Origin of the sequence: Kyrpidia spormannii, from assembly GCF_002804065.1 — a bacterium.
Classification (GTDB): domain Bacteria; phylum Bacillota; class Bacilli; order Kyrpidiales; family Kyrpidiaceae; genus Kyrpidia; species Kyrpidia spormannii.
The window spans coordinates 247538-265700 of sequence record NZ_CP024955.1; the positions used below are offsets into that span (position 1 = coordinate 247538).

The 18163-nt window shown below is 62.9% G+C and carries 16 protein-coding genes; 14 read left to right on the forward strand and 2 right to left on the reverse strand.

The annotated features are described in order from the left end of the window. Positions 1-16: 16 nt before the first annotated feature. The 12 genes from purC (at position 17) to CVV65_RS01425 (ending at position 14698) form a co-directional block, all read left to right on the forward strand. Entirely contained in the window at positions 17-727 is a 711-nt protein-coding gene (purC, locus tag CVV65_RS01370) for a phosphoribosylaminoimidazolesuccinocarboxamide synthase (protein WP_100669092.1), read from the forward strand. Next, positions 728-982: a phosphoribosylformylglycinamidine synthase subunit PurS gene (purS, locus tag CVV65_RS01375; protein WP_100666633.1), complete on the forward strand. Its 255-nt coding sequence runs from the start codon at positions 728-730 to the stop codon at positions 980-982. 2 nt (positions 983-984) lie between these two features. Then, positions 985-1665, forward strand: a complete 681-nt coding sequence (gene purQ / locus CVV65_RS01380; protein ID WP_100666634.1) for a phosphoribosylformylglycinamidine synthase subunit PurQ — start codon at positions 985-987, stop codon at positions 1663-1665. Next, on the forward strand, positions 1658-4030 hold the full coding sequence (gene purL, locus CVV65_RS01385) for a phosphoribosylformylglycinamidine synthase subunit PurL (protein ID WP_100666635.1): 2373 nt from the start codon (positions 1658-1660) through the stop codon (positions 4028-4030). Before purQ ends, purL begins: the two co-directional genes overlap by 8 nt. Then, a complete protein-coding gene (purF, locus tag CVV65_RS01390; RefSeq protein ID WP_100669093.1) occupies positions 4027-5514 on the forward strand; it encodes an amidophosphoribosyltransferase in 1488 nt (495 codons plus the stop codon). The genes purL and purF overlap by 4 nt, the downstream gene beginning before the upstream one ends. Continuing rightward, the gene (purM, locus tag CVV65_RS01395; RefSeq protein ID WP_100666636.1) at positions 5511-6671 is read left to right on the forward strand and encodes a phosphoribosylformylglycinamidine cyclo-ligase; all 1161 of its coding nucleotides are present in this window, start codon (positions 5511-5513) and stop codon (positions 6669-6671) included. The genes purF and purM overlap by 4 nt, the downstream gene beginning before the upstream one ends. Then, positions 6668-7378, forward strand: coding sequence for a phosphoribosylglycinamide formyltransferase (gene purN, locus CVV65_RS01400; protein WP_232796668.1), 711 nt, complete (start codon positions 6668-6670; stop codon positions 7376-7378). Before purM ends, purN begins: the two co-directional genes overlap by 4 nt. Beyond that, positions 7363-8901 (forward strand): bifunctional phosphoribosylaminoimidazolecarboxamide formyltransferase/IMP cyclohydrolase, encoded by a 1539-nt coding sequence (purH, locus tag CVV65_RS01405; RefSeq protein WP_100666637.1) that lies wholly within the window; start codon positions 7363-7365, stop codon positions 8899-8901. Before purN ends, purH begins: the two co-directional genes overlap by 16 nt. A gap of 22 nt (positions 8902-8923) precedes the next feature. Further along, complete coding sequence (gene purD, locus CVV65_RS01410; RefSeq protein WP_100666638.1) at positions 8924-10216, forward strand: phosphoribosylamine--glycine ligase; 1293 nt, start codon at positions 8924-8926, stop codon at positions 10214-10216. 94 nt (positions 10217-10310) lie between these two features. Beyond that, the gene (locus CVV65_RS01415) at positions 10311-11015 is read left to right on the forward strand and encodes an ABC transporter ATP-binding protein (protein ID WP_100669094.1); all 705 of its coding nucleotides are present in this window, start codon (positions 10311-10313) and stop codon (positions 11013-11015) included. After that, a complete protein-coding gene (locus tag CVV65_RS01420; RefSeq protein WP_232796669.1) occupies positions 11012-13375 on the forward strand; it encodes an ABC transporter permease in 2364 nt (787 codons plus the stop codon). The genes CVV65_RS01415 and CVV65_RS01420 overlap by 4 nt, the downstream gene beginning before the upstream one ends. Positions 13376-13396: 21 nt before the next feature. Then, entirely contained in the window at positions 13397-14698 is a 1302-nt protein-coding gene (locus CVV65_RS01425; RefSeq protein WP_100666639.1) for an efflux RND transporter periplasmic adaptor subunit, read from the forward strand. A 157-nt stretch (positions 14699-14855) separates the two neighbouring features. Here CVV65_RS01425 and CVV65_RS01430 read toward each other — a convergent pair whose 3' ends face one another. Next, a complete protein-coding gene (locus CVV65_RS01430) occupies positions 14856-15278 on the reverse strand; it encodes a GtrA family protein (RefSeq protein ID WP_100666640.1) in 423 nt (140 codons plus the stop codon). Between the two features lie 275 nt (positions 15279-15553). Next, complete coding sequence (locus CVV65_RS01440; RefSeq protein ID WP_100666641.1) at positions 15554-16012, reverse strand: PepSY-associated TM helix domain-containing protein; 459 nt, start codon at positions 16010-16012, stop codon at positions 15554-15556. Between the two features lie 200 nt (positions 16013-16212). Between CVV65_RS01440 and CVV65_RS01445 the strand changes: the two genes are divergently transcribed. Then, positions 16213-16791 (forward strand): IS607 family transposase, encoded by a 579-nt coding sequence (locus tag CVV65_RS01445; protein WP_100666642.1) that lies wholly within the window; start codon positions 16213-16215, stop codon positions 16789-16791. Then, positions 16788-18089, forward strand: a complete 1302-nt coding sequence (gene tnpB / locus CVV65_RS01450) for an IS607 family element RNA-guided endonuclease TnpB (RefSeq protein WP_100666643.1) — start codon at positions 16788-16790, stop codon at positions 18087-18089. The genes CVV65_RS01445 and tnpB overlap by 4 nt, the downstream gene beginning before the upstream one ends. Positions 18090-18163: the final 74 nt, after the last annotated feature.

An 18163-nucleotide genomic window follows, 5' to 3' on the forward strand; every position in this document is an offset into this window, starting at 1 on the left:
AGGGAGGGGCTTGATGATGGAGAAGCGGGACATGTTGTACGAGGGCAAAGCGAAGAAAGTTTTCAAGACGGATGATCCCAATTTGTACGTCATTGAATACAAAGACGACGCCACGGCGTTCAACGGGCAAAAACGCGATCAGATCGCCGGCAAGGGCGAGTTGAACAACAAGATCAGCGCCTTGTTTTTCGAACTTCTGCGATCCAAGGGACTGGACAGCCATTACGTGAAGCGCCTGTCGGACCGGGAACAGCTGGTTCGCCGGGTGACGATCATCCCCTTGGAAGTGGTGGTGCGGAACATCGCCGCGGGCAGCCTGGCCAAGCGACTGGGCTGGGAAGAGGGCCGGGAGTTGCCCCGGCCGGTGGTGGAATTCTATTACAAGAGCGATGAGTTGGGGGATCCGCTCATCAACGAGTCCCACATCGCCGTCCTCGGGGTGGCCACCCCGGAGCAACTTGATGATATCACCACCCAAGCGCTGAAAATCAACGAGATCCTCACGGCGTATCTGAGGGCGCGGAACATCCTGCTGGTGGATTTCAAGCTGGAGTTTGGGCTGGACGCCGAGGGCCGGGTGCTTTTGGCGGATGAGATTTCGCCGGACACCTGCCGGTTCTGGGATGCCACCACCCGGGAGAAGCTCGACAAAGACCGGTTTCGCCGGGATCTGGGCGGGGTTGAGGAAGCTTACGAAGAAGTTCTTCACCGGCTGGGAGGTCAATGAATGTTTCGGGCGCGGGTGTATGTGACCCTGAAGGCGAGCGTGTTGGATCCCCAGGGCAGCGCCGTGGAGCGGGCTTTGCACGCCCTGGGCTACGAGGAGGTCCGGGGGGTGCGGATCGGGAAGGCCATCGACGTGACCCTGGAGGCGCCGGATGAGAAGAGCGCCCGGGAGCGGGTTGAAGCCATGTGTCGGGAGCTTCTGGCGAACCCGGTGATGGAAACCTTTGAGATCGAAGCCGTTGAGGCGGAGGGATGAGCGTGCGGGTGGCGGTGGTGCAGTTCCCCGGGTCGAACTGTGACATGGACACGGTGATGGCCCTCCGGGATGTGACCGGAGCCGAGCCGGATCTGGTGTGGCACGGGCGGCGGGATCTGTCCGATTACGGGGCGATTTTTCTGCCCGGGGGGTTTTCCTATGGAGATTATCTGCGGGCCGGGGCCATCGCCCGGTTTGCCGAGGCGATGGACGGGGTGCGAAAAGCGGCGGAAGACGGGCGGCTGGTGATCGGGATTTGCAACGGGTTTCAAATCCTTCTGGAGGCGGGGCTTTTGCCCGGGGCGATGTTGCACAATGACCATCTGCAGTTTCGCTGTGCCATCGTGCCGGTGCGGGTGGAGCGAACGGACACGCCATTTACGTCAAAATACGCGCCCGGCCAGGTGCTCAGGCTGCCCATTGCCCACGGCGAAGGGAATTATTACGCCGATGACGAGACCTTGGAGGCTCTGGAGCGAAATCGTCAGGTGGTGTTTCGGTATGCCGGGGAGAACCCGAACGGCTCGCGCCACGACATCGCCGGGATTGTCAACGAGGCGGGCAATGTGCTGGGGATGATGCCCCACCCCGAGCGGGCGGTGCACCGGTTGTTGGGCTCCGAAGACGGCCGGGCGATGATCGAGGCGATTTGGCAGGCGGGGAGGGAACGACAGCTTGTCTAAGGATCCGACGGCACAGCAGATCGAAGCCGAGGCCCTCTACCGGGATCTCGGCATGACCGATGTGGAATACCGCCGGGCCACGGAGCTGCTCGGGCGGCGGCCGAACTGGGTGGAGCTGGGCCTCTTCTCGGTGATGTGGTCGGAGCACTGCAGTTATAAAAGTTCCCGCCGGGTGTTGCGGCGGTTTCCCACGGAAGGGCCCCAGGTCTTGCAGGGCCCCGGGGAGAACGCCGGGGTGGTGGATATCGGGGACGGGCTGGCGGTGGCCTTCAAAATGGAGTCGCACAACCACCCCTCGGCCATTGAGCCGTATCAAGGGGCGGCCACCGGGGTCGGCGGCATCATCCGGGATATTTTCACCATGGGAGCTCGGCCCATTGCCCTTCTGGACAGTTTGCGCTTTGGGCCGCCGGATGATCCCCGCCAGCGGTACCTGCTCCGGGAGGTGGTGGCGGGGATTGCCGGGTACGGCAATGCCATCGGCATTCCCACCGTGGGCGGGGAGGTGAAATTCGCCGAGAGCTACCGGGAGAATCCGCTGGTCAACGCTATGTGCGTGGGGCTGATGCGCCACGAAGATCTGGCCCGGGGGACCGCTTCCGGAGTGGGCAATCCGGTGATGGTGGTGGGGGCGAAGACCGGCCGGGACGGCATTCACGGCGCGACCTTCGCTTCGGCGGAGGATCCATTGGAGAAGGAGCGCTCGGCGGTTCAAGTCGGCGACCCCTTTATGGAGAAACTATTGGTGGAAGCATGTCTGGAGCTGATCGCCACCGGTGGAGTGGTGGGGATCCAGGACATGGGTGCCGCCGGGCTGACTTCCTCCAGCGCCGAGATGGCCAGCCGGGCAGGGAGCGGACTGGATATCGACGTGGCGTTGGTTCCCCGCCGGGAGACGGGGATGACCCCTTATGAAGTGATGCTCTCTGAGTCCCAGGAGCGGATGCTCGTCGTCATGGAGCGGGGCAAAGAGGGCGTGGCCGAACAGATTTTTCGAAAATGGGGCCTGGAGGCGACGGTGATCGGCCGGGTGACGGATGACGGGATGCTCCGTATCCGGGAAGAAGGCCGGGTGGTGGCGGAGGTGCCGGTGCCCGCCCTGGTGGACGAGGCGCCGATGTACGTGCGGCCGGCCCGGGAGCCGGAGGAACTGGCGGGGCTTCGGGCCTGGCGCTGGGAGGACGTGCCGCGGCCCGAGCGGCTGGACGAGGTGCTGCTGACTCTGGTGGGGTCGCCGGATTTGGCGGACAAGGAATGGGTGTGGCGGCAATACGACCACATGGTGCAGGCGTCCACGGCGGTGCGGCCCGGGGCGGATGCGGCGGTGATCTGGATCCGGGGGACGCGCAAAGGCGTGGCGCTGTGCACCGACGGCCAAGGGCGGTATGTGCGCCTGAACCCCTTGGTGGGCGGGATGCACGCCGTGGCCGAAGCGGCTCGGAATCTCGTGTGTGTCGGAGCGAGGCCCCTGGCCATCACCGACTGTTTGAACTTCGGCAACCCGGAAAAGCCCGAGGTGTTTTACCAGTTCGAGCAGGCGGTGGAGGGGATGAGCCAGGCCTGCGAAGTCCTGAAAACGCCGGTGGTGAGCGGGAATGTCAGCTTTTATAATGAAAGCAAAGGTGTTGACATTGACCCGACCCCCGTTGTGGGGGCGGTGGGGCTGGTGGAAGACATTGATCAGATTTGCACCCCGGCCTGGAGGGCGGGGCTGACGGTGGTTCTGTTGGGCCCCGGTGCGCCGGCTCCAGGGATGGAGGGGGCGTGGCTCGGCGGGAGTGAGTACCTGCTGCGGGTGCACCGCCGGCTGGCCGGGGACGCGCCGCCCCTGGATCTGGAGATGGAGCGGCGGGTGCAGCACGTGTGCCTGGAGGCTATCAGGCAGGGCTTGGCGGCGGCCGCCCACGATGTGTCCGAAGGGGGCCTTGCGGTGGCCCTGGCCGAGATGGCGATGGCCGGCGGGGTCGGGGCGGAGATCGACCTGGGTTCACTGTCCGGCGGGCCGGCGGCGAAGGCGGAGGCCAAGACGCCGGGAGCGGGCGGCGAACAGGTTGCGGGGAGCGATTCGCAGGGTGAAATCCGGCCCCCGGTTCGGGCGGATGTTCTCTTGTTCGGCGAGGCCGGTTCCCGGATCGTGCTCGGGGTGGAACCGGAGAAGGTGGAAGCTGTGAAAGCCCTGGCTGCCGGAGCGGGCGTTCCCTTGGCGGTGCTCGGGACCACCGGCGGCGACCGGCTCGCGATCCGGGTGGCGGACGGGGCCGGGGAGGAACGGGTGGATGTGGCGGTGGCGCGGCTGAGTGAGGTCTGGAAGGGGGCGATCCCGTGGGCGCTAGCGGAGAACCGGGGCGCGGCGTCATCGGTGTGAATGGAGAGTGGGGGGACGCTTGGCCGGATGCGGGGTCTGGCCGGCACTGGCACGAAGAATGTGGCGTCTTCGGCGCTTGGGGGTGCGACCACGCCGCACAGCTCACCTACTACGCCCTGTACGCCCTCCAGCACCGAGGCCAGGAGAGCGCCGGGATTGCCACGGTGGACGGCGGGGAAATGTTTCACCACCGGGGACTGGGACTGGTGGCCGAGGTGTTTGGCCCGGAGGATTTGGAGCGCCTGGCGGGAAAGGCGGCGGTTGGCCACGTCCGCTATTCGACCACGGGCGCCAACAAACTGGTGAACGCCCAGCCCATGGTGTTTGACGTGCACGGCGGTCCCCTGGCCCTGGGGCACAACGGAAACCTGGTGAACGCCGGGGTGTTGCGCCGTGAGCTCGAAGACCAAGGGAGTATATTCCAGTCCACCAGCGATACGGAAGTGGTGGCCCACCTCATCGCCCGGCACCGGGGCGGGTCGTTGGTGGACGCCATTGTGGACAGCCTGCGCACGGTACAGGGCGCTTACGCCTTTGTCTTTCTCACCCCGGACGGACTCGTGGCCGCCCGGGATCCCCAGGGGCTCCGCCCCATGGCCCTGGGACGTTTCGGTTCGGGTTGGGTGGTGGCGTCGGAAACTTGCGCCTTTGATACCATCGGTGCCGAATTCGTTCGGGATATCGAGCCGGGGGAACTGCTCGTCATCAACGGGGGTGGCGTGCAGCCCGTTCGGTTCGCCGAGGCGGCCCGAAAGGCCCTCTGTACCTTTGAATATATCTATTTTGCCCGGCCGGACAGCGACATCGACGGCCGCAACGTGCACCTGGTGCGCAAAGCCATGGGGAAGCGACTGGCGGAGGAAGCGCCGACGGAAGCTGATGTGGTGATCGGGGTGCCGGATTCGAGCATTTCGGCGGCGGTGGGTTACGCGGAAGCCGCGGGAATTCCTTATGAGATGGGTCTCATCAAGAATAAATATATCGGCCGGACCTTTATCCAACCTTCCCAAGCCCTTCGGGAGCGCGGGGTGCGTCTAAAATTAAATCCCGTGCGCAAGGTGGTGGAGGGGAAACGGGTGGTGATGGTGGACGACTCCATCGTCCGGGGCACCACCTCCCGCCGCATTGTCCAAATGCTCCGGGACGCCGGGGCCAGGGAGGTTCACGTGCGAATCTCTTCCCCGCCGGTGCGGTTCCCCTGCTATTACGGCATTGATACCTCGGCCCGGGAGGAATTGTTGGCGGCCCGGTTGTCCGTGGAGGAGATGACCCGGGCGATCGGGGCGGATAGCCTGGCTTTTTTGTCTGAAGATGGAATGCTTCAGGCCCTCGGAGCCGGGCCGGAAGCGGAGGGACGCGGTCAGGGGGGACCCGGGGATACGTTTTGTAATGCGTGTTTTCACGGGTGGTACCCGACCCGGTTGTATGACGATCTGGGGAAACATGTCATGGAGATGGCCGCCCATCGGGGAGGGTATTCATGAGCGAGGCGTATCGCAAGGCAGGGGTGGACATCGCCGCGGCCGACCGGTCGGTGGCCAGGATGAAGCGCCACGTGGAGAGCACCCGGCGGTCCGAGGTCTGGGGGGCTTTTGGCGGGTTCGGGGGAGGCTTTGCCCTGGATATGGCTCGGTACAAGGAGCCGGTGCTGGTCTCGGGTACCGACGGGGTGGGGACGAAACTTTTGGTCGCCCGGGCGGTGGGAAGGCACGATACTGTGGGGATCGACTGTGTGGCCATGTGCGTGAACGACATCGTCGTTCACGGGGCGGAGCCCCTGTTTTTTTTGGACTACCTCGCCGTGGGCCGGGTGGATCCGGACCAGGTCGAGGCGGTGGTCTCGGGGGTGGCCGCCGGCTGTCGGGAGGCCGGGTGTGCCCTCATCGGGGGCGAGACGGCGGAGATGCCCGGCATGTATGCGCCGGGGGACTATGATTTGGCCGGATTTGCCGTGGGGGTCGTGGAGAGGGCGAGGTTTGTGGACGGTTCTCGGGTGCGCCCCGGGGATGTGGTGATCGGCTTGCCTTCCGCCGGGCTGCATTCAAACGGGTTCTCCCTGGCCCGCAAAATCGTGTTTGAAGATGCGGGGTTGTCGGTGGAGGATGAGTTGCCCGAGTGCGGGGCCACCGTCGGAGAGGTGTTGCTTGCCCCCACCCGGATCTATGTACGGGCGATTCTCGCTCTGCTTGAACGGGTGGATGTGCGGGGGATGGCGCACATTACCGGGGGCGGGTTGCTTGATAACGTGATCCGGACGCTGCCGGAGGGGTGTCGGGCGGTGCTCGACGCCACGGCCTGGGAGGAGCCGCCGGTGTTCGCGGCGCTCAGGCGGCTGGCGGTGGAGTCGCCCACGGCGGAAGATTTATACCAGACGTGGAACATGGGGATCGGGTTTGTGTGTATGATCGCCCAGGAGGATGTGGATCGGACGATGGCCGTTTTGAAGGAAAACGGAGGACGACCTGTGCAGATCGGTCGGGTGGAAGCCGGAGACCGGAGCGTGGTGATCCGCACGCCCCACGCCGCATCGGGGGTCGTGATGCGGCGGGCGGAGACCGGGGTGGCCGTTGATAAGAGCGACGAGGCTTCGGGCGGCGGGCCCGGGGGAGCCCATCGTCCGGAAGGGGGCGGGGGCGTATGACGGGACTGGCGCCGGTCAACCTGGCGGTGTTCGCGTCGGGCACGGGTTCCAATCTCCAGCGCCTCTTGGATTTGAGCCGGCTGGACGAACTCGGTGGGGGCAAGGTGGTGCTGGTGGTGTCGGACAAGCCGGGTTGCCGGGCGCTGGAGAGGGCCGAGGCGGCCGGCGTCGCGACTTTTGCCTTTTACCCCAAGGCCTATCCGGACAAGCCCGCCTATGAGCGGGAGATCCTGGATCGGCTCCGGGAGCACCGGATCGACTGGATTGTTCTCGCCGGGTACATGCGCCTGGTGGGTGAGGTGCTGCTTCAGGCGTATGGTGGGCGGATCATCAACCTCCACCCGTCGTTGTTGCCGAATTTTCCCGGAAAAGACGCCATTGGCCAGGCGCTGGCCGCCGGGGTGTCCCGGACCGGCGTCACCGTTCATTTTGTGGACGAGGGCATGGATACCGGCCCGGCCATCGCCCAGGAGGCGGTGCCGGTTGACCCCGGGGATGACACGGACTCGCTGGCTGTGAAAATCCACGCGGTGGAGCACCGGCTGCTCCCGGAGGTGGTCCGGGCGTTGTGCCGGGGGGAGGTTTGGCTTGAAAATGGCCAAGTGCACTGGCGCCCACAGGCCTCTGGCGGGCGGGGGATCTGCGGCGCGGGGGTCCCGGGCCGACAGGATCAAGAAAGGAGTCGCAGAGAATGCGCAGGGCACTGATCAGCGTTTCGGATAAAACGGGTATCGTCGAACTCGGACAAAAGCTGGCGGCGGCGGGGGTGGAAATTCTCTCCACCGGCGGGACCTCCCGGGTCCTTCGGGAGGCTGGCGTGGCGGTGAAGGACGTGTCCGATTTTACCGGGTTTCCCGAGATTCTCGACGGACGGGTGAAAACTCTTCACCCGAGGGTCCACGGGGGCATCTTGGCCTTGCGGGACCGGGAGGAGCACCGCCGGCAGATGGAGGAGCACGGGCTGGAGCCCATCGATGCCGTGGTGGTGAACCTGTATCCGTTTCGGGAGACGGTGAGCCGCCCGGGGGCGCGGTTTGAGGAGATTGTCGAGCAGATTGATATCGGCGGCCCGAGCTTGATCCGGGCGGCGGCGAAAAATCACCGCCACGTGGCGGTTGTGGTGGACCCGGCGGATTATGACCGCCTGGCGGAGGCGGCCGGGGGCGGGGCGCCCCTTGGGGAGGGGGATAGGCTCGCCCTGGCGGCGAAGGCCTTCAGGCACACCGCGGCTTACGACGCGGTCATCGCCGGATACTTGAGCGACCGGGCCGGGGAGCGGTTCCCGGAGCAGCTGACGCTCACCTACGACCGGGTGCAGAGTCTGCGGTACGGGGAGAATCCTCATCAGCCGGCGGCCTTTTATCGGGAGCCCTTCGCCGGGCCGTCGACCTTGGCGGGGGCTCGCCAGCTTCACGGGAAGGAACTTTCCTATAATAATCTGCTCGATGCCGATGCGGCCCTGCATCTGGTGCGGGAGTTCCAAGGGCCGACGGCGGTGGCGGTGAAACACACGAATCCCTGCGGCGTGGGGTGGGGAGAGACCCTGGCCGATGCTTTTCACGAGGCCTACGAGGCCGATCCCGTGTCGATTTTCGGCGGGATCATCGCCGTAAACCGCCCGCTGGACGGGGAGACCGCCCGGCAGATGAAGGAGATTTTTCTCGAGATCGTGATCGCTCCGGAGTTTACCCCCGAGGCATTGGAGATTTTGACGACGAAGAAAAATCTGCGCTTGTTGGAAATCCCGGGGCTTCTCGAGCCAGTGCGGGAGGGGGTATCGGCCCGAACGGTTTCCGGGGGGCTTTTGGTCCAGGGGACGGATGTGGCGCCGGTGGTGCCGGACAGCTGGCGGCCGGTGACAAAACGCATCCCGTCTGGAGCGGAACTGGAGCAGATGGCTCTGGCCTGGCGAGTGGTGAAGCATGTAAAATCGAACGCTATCGTGCTGGTGCACGGTCGGCGGACGGTGGGGGTCGGGGCTGGCCAAATGAACCGGGTGGGTTCGGCCCGGATCGCCATTGCGCAAGCCGGGGAGTTGGCCAGAGGGTCGGTGATGGCGTCGGACGCCTTCTTCCCGATGTCCGATACGGTGGAGGAGGCGGCCAAGGCCGGGGTGACGGCCATTGTGCAACCCGGGGGCAGCATCCGGGATGAGGAGTCAATCCGGGCGGCGGACGAAGCGGGCATCGCCATGGTGTTCACGGGGATGCGGCATTTTCGCCACGGATGAAGGCGGGACGGGAGGGATCGGGATGAAAATCCTCGTGGTAGGCGGAGGTGGGCGGGAGCACGCCCTGGTGTGGAAGCTCGCCCAGAGTCCCCGGAGGCCGGAGATTTTGTGTGCCCCGGGGAATCCCGGCACTGCCGAATGGGGCCGGAATGTGCCGGTGGGGGCGGAGGATGTGGAGGGGTTGTTGGCGTTGGCGGAGCGGGAGAGGGTCGATCTGACGGTGGTCGGTCCCGAGGCTCCGCTCCTGGCCGGGCTTGCCGATCGGTTTCGAGAGGCGGGGCTGCGCATCTTTGGACCGAGCCGGGCGGCGGCGGAGATCGAAGGATCAAAGGGTTATGCGAAGGCGCTGATGACCCGGGTGGGGATTCCCACAGCCCGGTACGCGGCGTTTGATTCCTACGAGGAGGCGCTGAGGTATCTTCGGAGCCGCGGGGCTCCGGTGGTGGTGAAAGCAGACGGCCTGGCGGCGGGCAAAGGCGTGGTGGTGGCCCGGACGGTGGAGGAAGCCGAGGCGGCGCTCCGGTCGATGATGGTGGATGGCGTGTTTGGCGAGAGCGGCCGGCGGGTGGTGTTGGAAGAGATGTTGGAGGGCCGGGAGGCCACGGTGATGGCTTTCGTCAGTGGGGAGACGGTGGTGCCCATGGTCCCGGCCCAGGATCACAAGCCGGTGTTTGACGGCAATCGCGGGCCCAATACCGGGGGGATGGGGACCTATTCACCGGTGCCGTGGATAGATGAGGACACCATGACCCGGGTGGAGAGCAAGATCCTAAGGCCGGTGGCCCGGGCTTTGGTTGAGGACGGGCGGCCCTTTTACGGGGTACTTTATGCCGGGCTCATGCTCACCGCCGAAGGTCCGAAGGTGATCGAGTTCAATGCCCGTTTCGGGGACCCGGAAGCCCAGGTGGTGCTGCCCCGCCTGGAGACCGACTTGTTGGATGTACTCGAGGCGGTGTTGGACGGAACCTTGGACCGCATTGAGGTGAGATGGTCCCCCCAGGCCGCGGTTTGTGTGATCTTGACAGCGGCAGGGTATCCGGGGTCGTATCGCAAAGGGGACTCGATCACCGGACTGGATGAGGACGGCTCCTTGCAACGAGGCGACCAAAACGAGGCGCTGATCTTCCACGCCGGAACCGCCCGGGCGGACGACGGCAGCCTGGTGACGGCCGGGGGACGGGTGCTCGGTGTGACGGGACTCGGCAACAGTCTTGCCGATGCCCGAAGGGCTGCCTATGCCACGGTAGGACACATTCGGTTTCAAGGAATGCATCACCGGACCGATATCGCCGCACAAGCCGCGGACTTAGCGTGACCGCCGGTGCCGCGGAGCTCTTGCCTCACGGGATGCTACGGCTTCGTGCCGCGGTATGCTGTCTGTGGCGTACTGCCGGGCCGGGGGGAAACTCATGGAGATCGTGCTCAAGGCGCGCAATTTGACCAAATCGTACCAGATGGGCGAGGTCCGTGTGGACGCCCTCAAAGGGGTCACCTTCGACATTTACGCCGGAGAGTTCGTGGTGGTCCTTGGCCCCAGCGGATCGGGCAAAAGCACCATGCTTAACCTCATCGGCGGCATGGACACGGCCACGGCGGGAGAGATCTATTACAAAAACAAACCCCTTCACGGCGCGTCGGAAAGGGTACTGACCGAATACCGGCGGGACGCGGTGGGGTTTGTTTTTCAATTCTACAATCTCATGCCGAACCTGACCGCCTACGAAAACGTCATGCTCTCGGTGGAAATCGCCAAACATCCCCTGAAGGCGGACGAGGTGTTGGCCCAGGTGGGACTGGGCGATCGGGCTGATCATTTTCCCGCCCAACTGTCCGGGGGTGAACAGCAGCGGGTGGCCATCGCCCGGGCTGTTGCCAAAAACCCGGAGATTCTCCTTTGCGACGAGCCCACCGGGGCGCTGGATTCGGCCACGGGGATCCAGGTGTTGAAAGTGCTTAGGGATTTTCATCTGAGATACGGCAAAACGGTCATCATCATCACCCACAATTCGGGAATTGCACGGATGGCGGACCGGGTTTTCTATTTGAAAGACGGGAGGTTGGACCGCATCGAGGCCGTGCCGGACCCCGTGCCGCCCGAGGAGGTTTCGTGGTGATTCTCGGCAAAAAGATGTGGAGGGATGTTTGGGAGAACAAAACGGCTTATCTGGCCTGTATCGCCGTGATCGTCATCGGGCTTGCGACCTACACCTCGATGCTCATGGCCCGGGACAATCTGTTGGCGGCCAGAGAAAGCTTTTATCGGGAATACCGTTTTGCAGACGGCTTTGCCCGGGTGAGGGCCATGCCTTTGTCCCAGGTGGACCGCCTGCGGGAGATCCCGGGCATCGGGGAGGTCCAAGGGCGGCTGGTTGAGGATGTCCGGGTGTGGACGGCGAACCCGGCGGACAACGTGTACCTGAGGCTGATTTCCTACGACACGCAAAACCCCCGCAGCCTGAATGCGGTGAAGCTGTCCCAGGGCTCGTTTCCCGGAGAGCGGGATGAGGCGATGGTTGTCGCCTATAAGTTTCTCGCGGCCAACGGGCTCTCTCCGGGGGATTCCTTGACCGTCATCATCGAAGGAAAGAAGGTGGAGCTCAAAATCGCCGGGGCCGGCCAGAGTCCGGAGTACATTTACGCCATGAAAGACGCCCAGAACATTTTTCCCGACCCCCGGACCTTCGAAGTGGCATATGTGCCTTATCCGGTGATGGAGAGCCTGTTTGGCCAAAAAGGGCTGATCAACGATGTGGCGTTTACGTTAAAGCAGGGATACGCCTTCGACGACGTCAGCCCTTACGTCCGGACAGAACTGGAACGGTACGGTCTGGAAACCCTTTACCCCCGAAAGGACCAGCCCAGCGACGCGATATTGAGCCAGGAATTGGAGCAGTTGAATAAGGTGTCGCGGAGCGTGCCGCTGCTGTTTCTGACGATTTCGTCCATCATTCTTTACATCATGCTCAAGCGGCTGGTGGATTCCCAGCGGGGTCTAATCGGCATCATGAAAGCGTTCGGTTACCGCAATGAGGAAGTCTTGCGGCACTACCTTTCCTACGGTCTGATCGTGGGGGTCGCCGGGGGGATTCTGGGAGGGCTGCTCGGTGCGGCCCTGTCGGCGTCCATGACCGCGATCTATCGGGAATATTTCAGTCTGCCCGGGTTGACGGGCCGGTTTTCCTGGGAATATGTGTTAAGCGGTGTCATGGCGGCGGTGGGGTTCAGCTTGTTCGCCGCATTTCAGGGGGCGAAGGGTGTTCTGAAATTGCAGCCCGTCGAGGCGATGCGCCCGCCGGTTCCCGTCTTCAACCGGAGATTTTGGATGGAAAAGATTCCTGGATTCTGGACGGCCTTCACGGTCCAGGGTCGGATGGCCGTGCGCAACATCGCGAGAAACAAGGGGCGCAGCTTTTTTACATGGATCGGGACCGTTTTCACCTTCACCATCATGGCCGTTTTGTGGTCTCTGACTTCCGCCGAAGACTTCATGGTCATGGAGCAGTTCACCAAGGTGCAGAAATACGATGTCAAAATCTCCTTCAGCAAGCCGTTGCCGGCGGACCCAGCCGCACGGGAGCTGCAGCGGGCCGGGGGGGTCAAACGGGCGGAACCCTTGGCGGAGGTTCCGATGAGCCTTGAGTATGAGTATCGCAAAAAGGACGTGGTGGCTCTGGCTTTGGAGCCGGACTCGCAACTTTTCACGCCCCTGGACAAAGCTGGGAACCCGGTGCGGATTCCTGCGGATGGCATGGTCTTGTCCGCACAGATTGCCGACAGCCTCGGGGCGGGGGTCGGGGACGTGATCCGGGTCGAGAGTCCCTGGGCCAAGGAGTTGCCGGTCTTTGTCCGGGTGGCGGAGGTCGTTCCTCAGTATCTGGGCTCCAACGTCTATATGAATCGGGAGGCGATGTTCCGGCTATTGGGGCAGCAGGAGGCCGCCACCTCCGTGCTGGCAGCGGTCGATCCCGGCTCTGTCGCGGGCCTCAAGGACGCCTTTGCCGAGGCCCGCTGGGTGAGCACCATTGAAGACAAGCGCCAAATGATCGAGAAATATCAACAACTGATGGCCTCGTATTCGTCTATGATTTGGGTGATGGACCTGATGGCGGTCGTCACAGGCTTTGCCGTGGTGTACAATTCCAGTGTCATTTCCCTGGCGGAACGAAAACGGGAACTGGCTTCCCTTCGAGTGCTGGGCTTGCGGTCCCGGGAAGTGACGGAGGTCATCTCCTTGGAGCAGTGGTTGCTCGCCGTGGCGGGGATTGCAGGCGGCGTCCCGCTGACTTACGGGGTCAACTGGGCCATCTCCCGCAGTTTGAGTAGCGACTTGTATTCGATACCTGCTTTGACGCCGCTGTCTGCACTGTTTTTGGCTTTGGCAGGCACGGTGCTGGCCGTGTGGCTGGCGCAGAGTTGGGTGGCCTGGAAGGTGGCGAAGTTAGATATAGTCGGGGTTTTGAAAGAACGGGAGTAACGGGCGAGGAAGGGACCAAGGATGAAACGGTGGGTGAAATGGGCGCTTGTCCTGATCGGGGCGGTTGCCGCTGCGGCTTATGTCGTCTGGAACACCCAGCGGCCGCTTGTAGCGGAACTGATCGTGGTGAAACCGCTAACAGTGTCGATGGATTTTACGGAAGAAGGGATTGTTGAGGCGGCGGTGGATCGGCCCGTCTACAGCCCGATCGGTGGAACAATTGCGGAACTGCCCGTGGAGGAAGGACAGCGGGTGGTGAAGGGTACCCTTCTTGCCCGAATCGATACAAAAGATCTGGAATACCAACTGGCCCGGTTGAAGGCTCAGCGCACGAGTCTGGAAGGGCAGAGGGACAAGTCGTTCCAGGAGTTGGGCCAGCAAGTCCAGCAGCAGCAGTTGGTGCTGGGGGAAGTCCGGCGGCAGTTGGAGCAGAGCCGGCAGGATTACCAGCGCACGAAAGGTCTGTACGAGGCGGGGGCGGCGTCCAAAACGGATTTGGATGCGGCGGAGGGCAAAGTTAAGCAGTTGGAAAACGAACAGTCCCAGCAGGAGTCCAAGCTGCAACTCTTGCAGGCCCAGGTGAGCGGCGCTTCGCCAGGGGGTGCGCCGGGCGGCACTGGAACCGCCGCAACGGCAACGACGGCTACGGAGGCATATTTTCAGGGTATGATCGAGGAGGTGGACGCGCAGATTCGGCAGGTCGAGAGCCGGATTGCTGACAGCCGGATTACCGCGCCCGTGGACGGGGTGGTGCGGGAACTGAACGTGAAGCTAGGGATGGCGGTAGCCCCCCAGAGCTTGCTTATGAACTTGACGGGAACGGGTGGATACCGGGTCGGCGTTTACGTTCTTACCGAAGACGTGCTGTATGTCAAGCCGGGGATGAAGGTGACCCTCATACAAAAGCGGAAGGACGGGGATTACCGCTTTTCCGGCACGGTGACCGCTGTCGCTCCCTCGGCCGTGGAAAAGGTGTCCACCTTGGGGCTGACCGAACACAGGGTGAAGGTGACTGTCCAGCCCGGCGAGAATGCCCCAGATCTGAGGCCGGGCTACGCTCTTGACGTTCAGTTTCGCGTATTGGAGCAGGCGAACAAGCTGGCGGTACCCAAAACCTGCCTGTTCTTTTTCGGGGACGGCGACGCCGTTTGGGTGGTGCGGGACGGCCGAGCCCGGATACAGAAAGTGAGGAAGGGCATGGAGACCGACCAACTGGTGGTCATCGCGCAGGGGTTGAATGCCGGGGATCTGGTGATCAAGAATCCCCAACTGGAGGGCCTGAAAGAGGGGAAACGGGTGGCGGTCGGGCCGCCGACGCAGTAGCATGACAGGCCGATGCGGAATCTGTACACCGGGCAGATGCCTTGAGCAGAGCTTCCACCGTGATCTCCCTTCGATGCCACAGATAGAGGGCCGCGTATACAGTTGCGAGAAAAAGCAGGAACCTTCCCAGCATTCCAATCCCATGTACGACCACCTTTCACCGCCGGGCTCCTCCTTTATCCGAACGAAATACCCACCGTTTGCTCCCAGCGAAATTGATGCCCATGGCCAGGGGAGTAACCACGGTTTTGGCAAGGGGCAGAGACCAGGATCTTTTCTCCAGTATCAAAACGGCGAGGGAGGAAATCCCGCAGGACAACGCGTTTACCAGCAGGAATTTGGCGAACTCCGCGGCACCGGGCCGAACCCGACTCCGAAAGGTGAACGAACGATTCCACAGGTAGCTGTTGCACACTCCGCACGTGTATGACACGGCCTGGGCGGGGGCGGCTCCCCAGTGCGCCCCCCGGACCAGGACAAAAAACACGAGGAAGTCCACCACGGTGTTCAGCATCCCGACCATACCGAAACGCATCCATTGCCCGGCCCGGTTCCGCCATATCTTGGCTGCCTCATTCATGGGATGACGTCCTTTTCAACCGTCTGGCGCTCTCCACAATGTAGAGGGGGCGTTGACGGACCTCGTCGTAAATTCTCGATACATACTGCCCCATTATGCCGATACCGGTCAACACCAGACCGTTGCCGGTCAGGATAACCGAACAAAGCCACAGTAGATCCGACCGATCCAGGCCGAGTTCACGATTTCACGCAGGCCCCTCACGAAAGGAATTGCCCGGCCGGTTTCCCTACGGGGCCTTCGCTTCTGTGCCGCTCGGGAAGAGGTTCGCCCGTTCAAACCCCGTTTTCTTCGCTTTGCGGGGTGAACTTTCTCCTTCTTTCCGCCCGGAGAATCTTCAGCGAGAGATAAATGCCGGTTCCGGACAACAACATCATCGCCACGGCCACGAGGTCGGTCAGCCATGAAACGTTGATATTGCCGATGCGGCCCACGTGCAGGCCGCGAATAATCCCCATGATTCCAAAGTTCTCTCTGTCTCGCTGGAACGTCCCGCTTTCTCGGGGAGGAATAACCCCGTTCCCTTGTACGGCTCTTTCTATGTTTTGGGTATTCACGGCCGAACCTCCGCTGTCACCGAATCGTTGTTCGATAGGGGGATTCCCACCAATTAATCGGGGTTCCATCAAGAGAAGCCCTGTCAGCGCCTCCAGGAATATGAACAGCGAAGAGATAAGCCCGATCCACAAATGAATTCTGCGAACCCGTTTCAAGACTCCAACTCCTTTCTCCACGGCAAGGGTATTTCACGGCCCTATCGGGGCACTCTGTGAGCCGGACATTGCGGTTTCATTCTAGCGCCATACTTTGATGGCACGGTGGAGAAGGTTTGGAGAAATCGTTGAGATTCCGCTGCCGAGAAAGGGGTGATCAACAGCCTGGAAGTTCATAAACATCTATAGACGAACATATATTTCTGTTGTACAATCGTCTCATGAAACTATCTGATTGGGCTAGACAACAAGGAATCTCCTACATGACCGCTTGGCGTTGGTGGAAGGATGGCAAGCTGCCTGTACCCGCCCGTCAGACCGAATCCGGTACGATCCTGGTGGATGTTCCTCCGACCCGTGAAGGCGGCCGGACGGTCGTGTATGCCCGGGTGTCCTCTCACGACCAGAGGAGTGACTTGGACAGGCAAGTGTCTCGAATCACCCAGTGGGCAACCGAGCGAGATCTCGTCGTGGACGAGGTGGTGACGGAGGTCGGATCGGGGATAAACGGGAAACGTCCAAAGCTCCGGCGTATTTTGGCGGATGCGCGGGTGACGACCATCATTGTGGAACACCAGGATCGACTGGCGAGGTTTGGCGTGGAGTACCTGGAATCTGCACTGGCTGCTCAGGGCCGTCACATCGTGGTGGTGGATTCCGGGGAGACCCGCGACGATCTGGTCCGGGACATGATCGAGGTCTTGACATCGTTCTGCGCCCGATTGTACGGCCGACGGGGAGCGAGGAATCGGGCTTTGCGGGCTGTGACCGCCGCAAAAAAGGATGGGAAAGAATCATGAAGACGCTTCAGGCGTACCGCTTTGCACTCGATCCTTCGCCGCATCAGGAGAGGATGCTGGCCTCCCACACCGGAGCCCGGCGGTTTGCCTTTAACTGGGGGCTGGCATTGGTAAAAGAGCGATTGGAGGCCAGAGAACGAGGCGAAGACGTCGAAGTGCCGTGGACGCTTGCGGCCCTTCGCAGGGAGTGGAACCGGCAGAAGGAACAAGTCGCCCCGTGGTGGCGGGAGAATTCCAAGGAAGCGTACTCGGCGGGGCTGGACGGCCTGGCCCGGGGGCTGAAGGCGTTTTTCGACAGCCGGTCTGGGAAGCGGAAGGGGCGTCGGGTGGGGTTTCCGAAGTTCCGGAAGAAGGGCCGGGATCGGGAATCGGTGCGGTTCACGACGGGAGCGATCCGGGTGGACGACAAAAGCCACGTCGTTTTGCCCCGGATCGGGCGGGTGAGAACGCACGAGATGACCACGGCGCTTTTGGAGCGGGTGCAAAGTGACCGGGCGCGGATTCTGTCGGCGACCGTCTCCCGGGAAGGCGGGCGATGGTTTGTGAGTTTCACCTGCGAAGTGGAGCGGGACGCCGGGCGGCCGAAGCGCCCCCGGGACGTGGTGGGAGTGGACGCCGGGCTGAAACACCTGGCGGTCCTGTCCACGGGGGAGAAGGTGCCGAACCCGCGACCCTTGCGCAAGGCATTGCGAAAGATCGCGCGGTTGAACCGGGAGTTGGTCCGGCGAAAACGCAGAAGCCGACACTGGGAGGATACCCGTCGGCGTCTGAACCGGGCCCACGCGAGGGTGGCGAGAATTCGCTTGGACGCCATGCACAAGCTGACTCACCGGCTGGCGACCACGTTCGGCACCGTCGTGGTGGAAGACCTGAATGTGGCGGGGATGGGGCGGAACCGGCGATTGTCCCGGGCGATCTACGACGCGGGGCTGGCGGAGTTGAGACGGCAGTTGCGGTATAAATGCGAGTGGTACGGGTCCCGTCTCGTCCAGGCCCCCAGGATGTATCCCAGTTCCAAGACCTGCTCCAGGTGTGGGGCGATCAAGGAAATCTTTCCGCTTTGGGAACGGGTGTACCGGTGTGACGTATGCGGGACGGTGATGGACCGGGACGAGAATGCGGCGAGGAATCTGGCGGCTCTTGCGGCCGCCGTCGCCGGGAGTGGACCGGAGACGAAAAACGCCCGTCGAGAGGATGTAAGACCAGGCCCCGCCGGGCGGTCTTCGATGAAACGGGAAGCCGGCACTAGGCAACTGGGTAAGACCGGCGCCCCTGTCCCGCAAGGGACGGGTACTTGAAACAGATGTATATGTTTCAAGTAACGGTTTGGCAGCGATGCCGGTGAGAAGTTGGGCCGGGGCAGGGATAAATT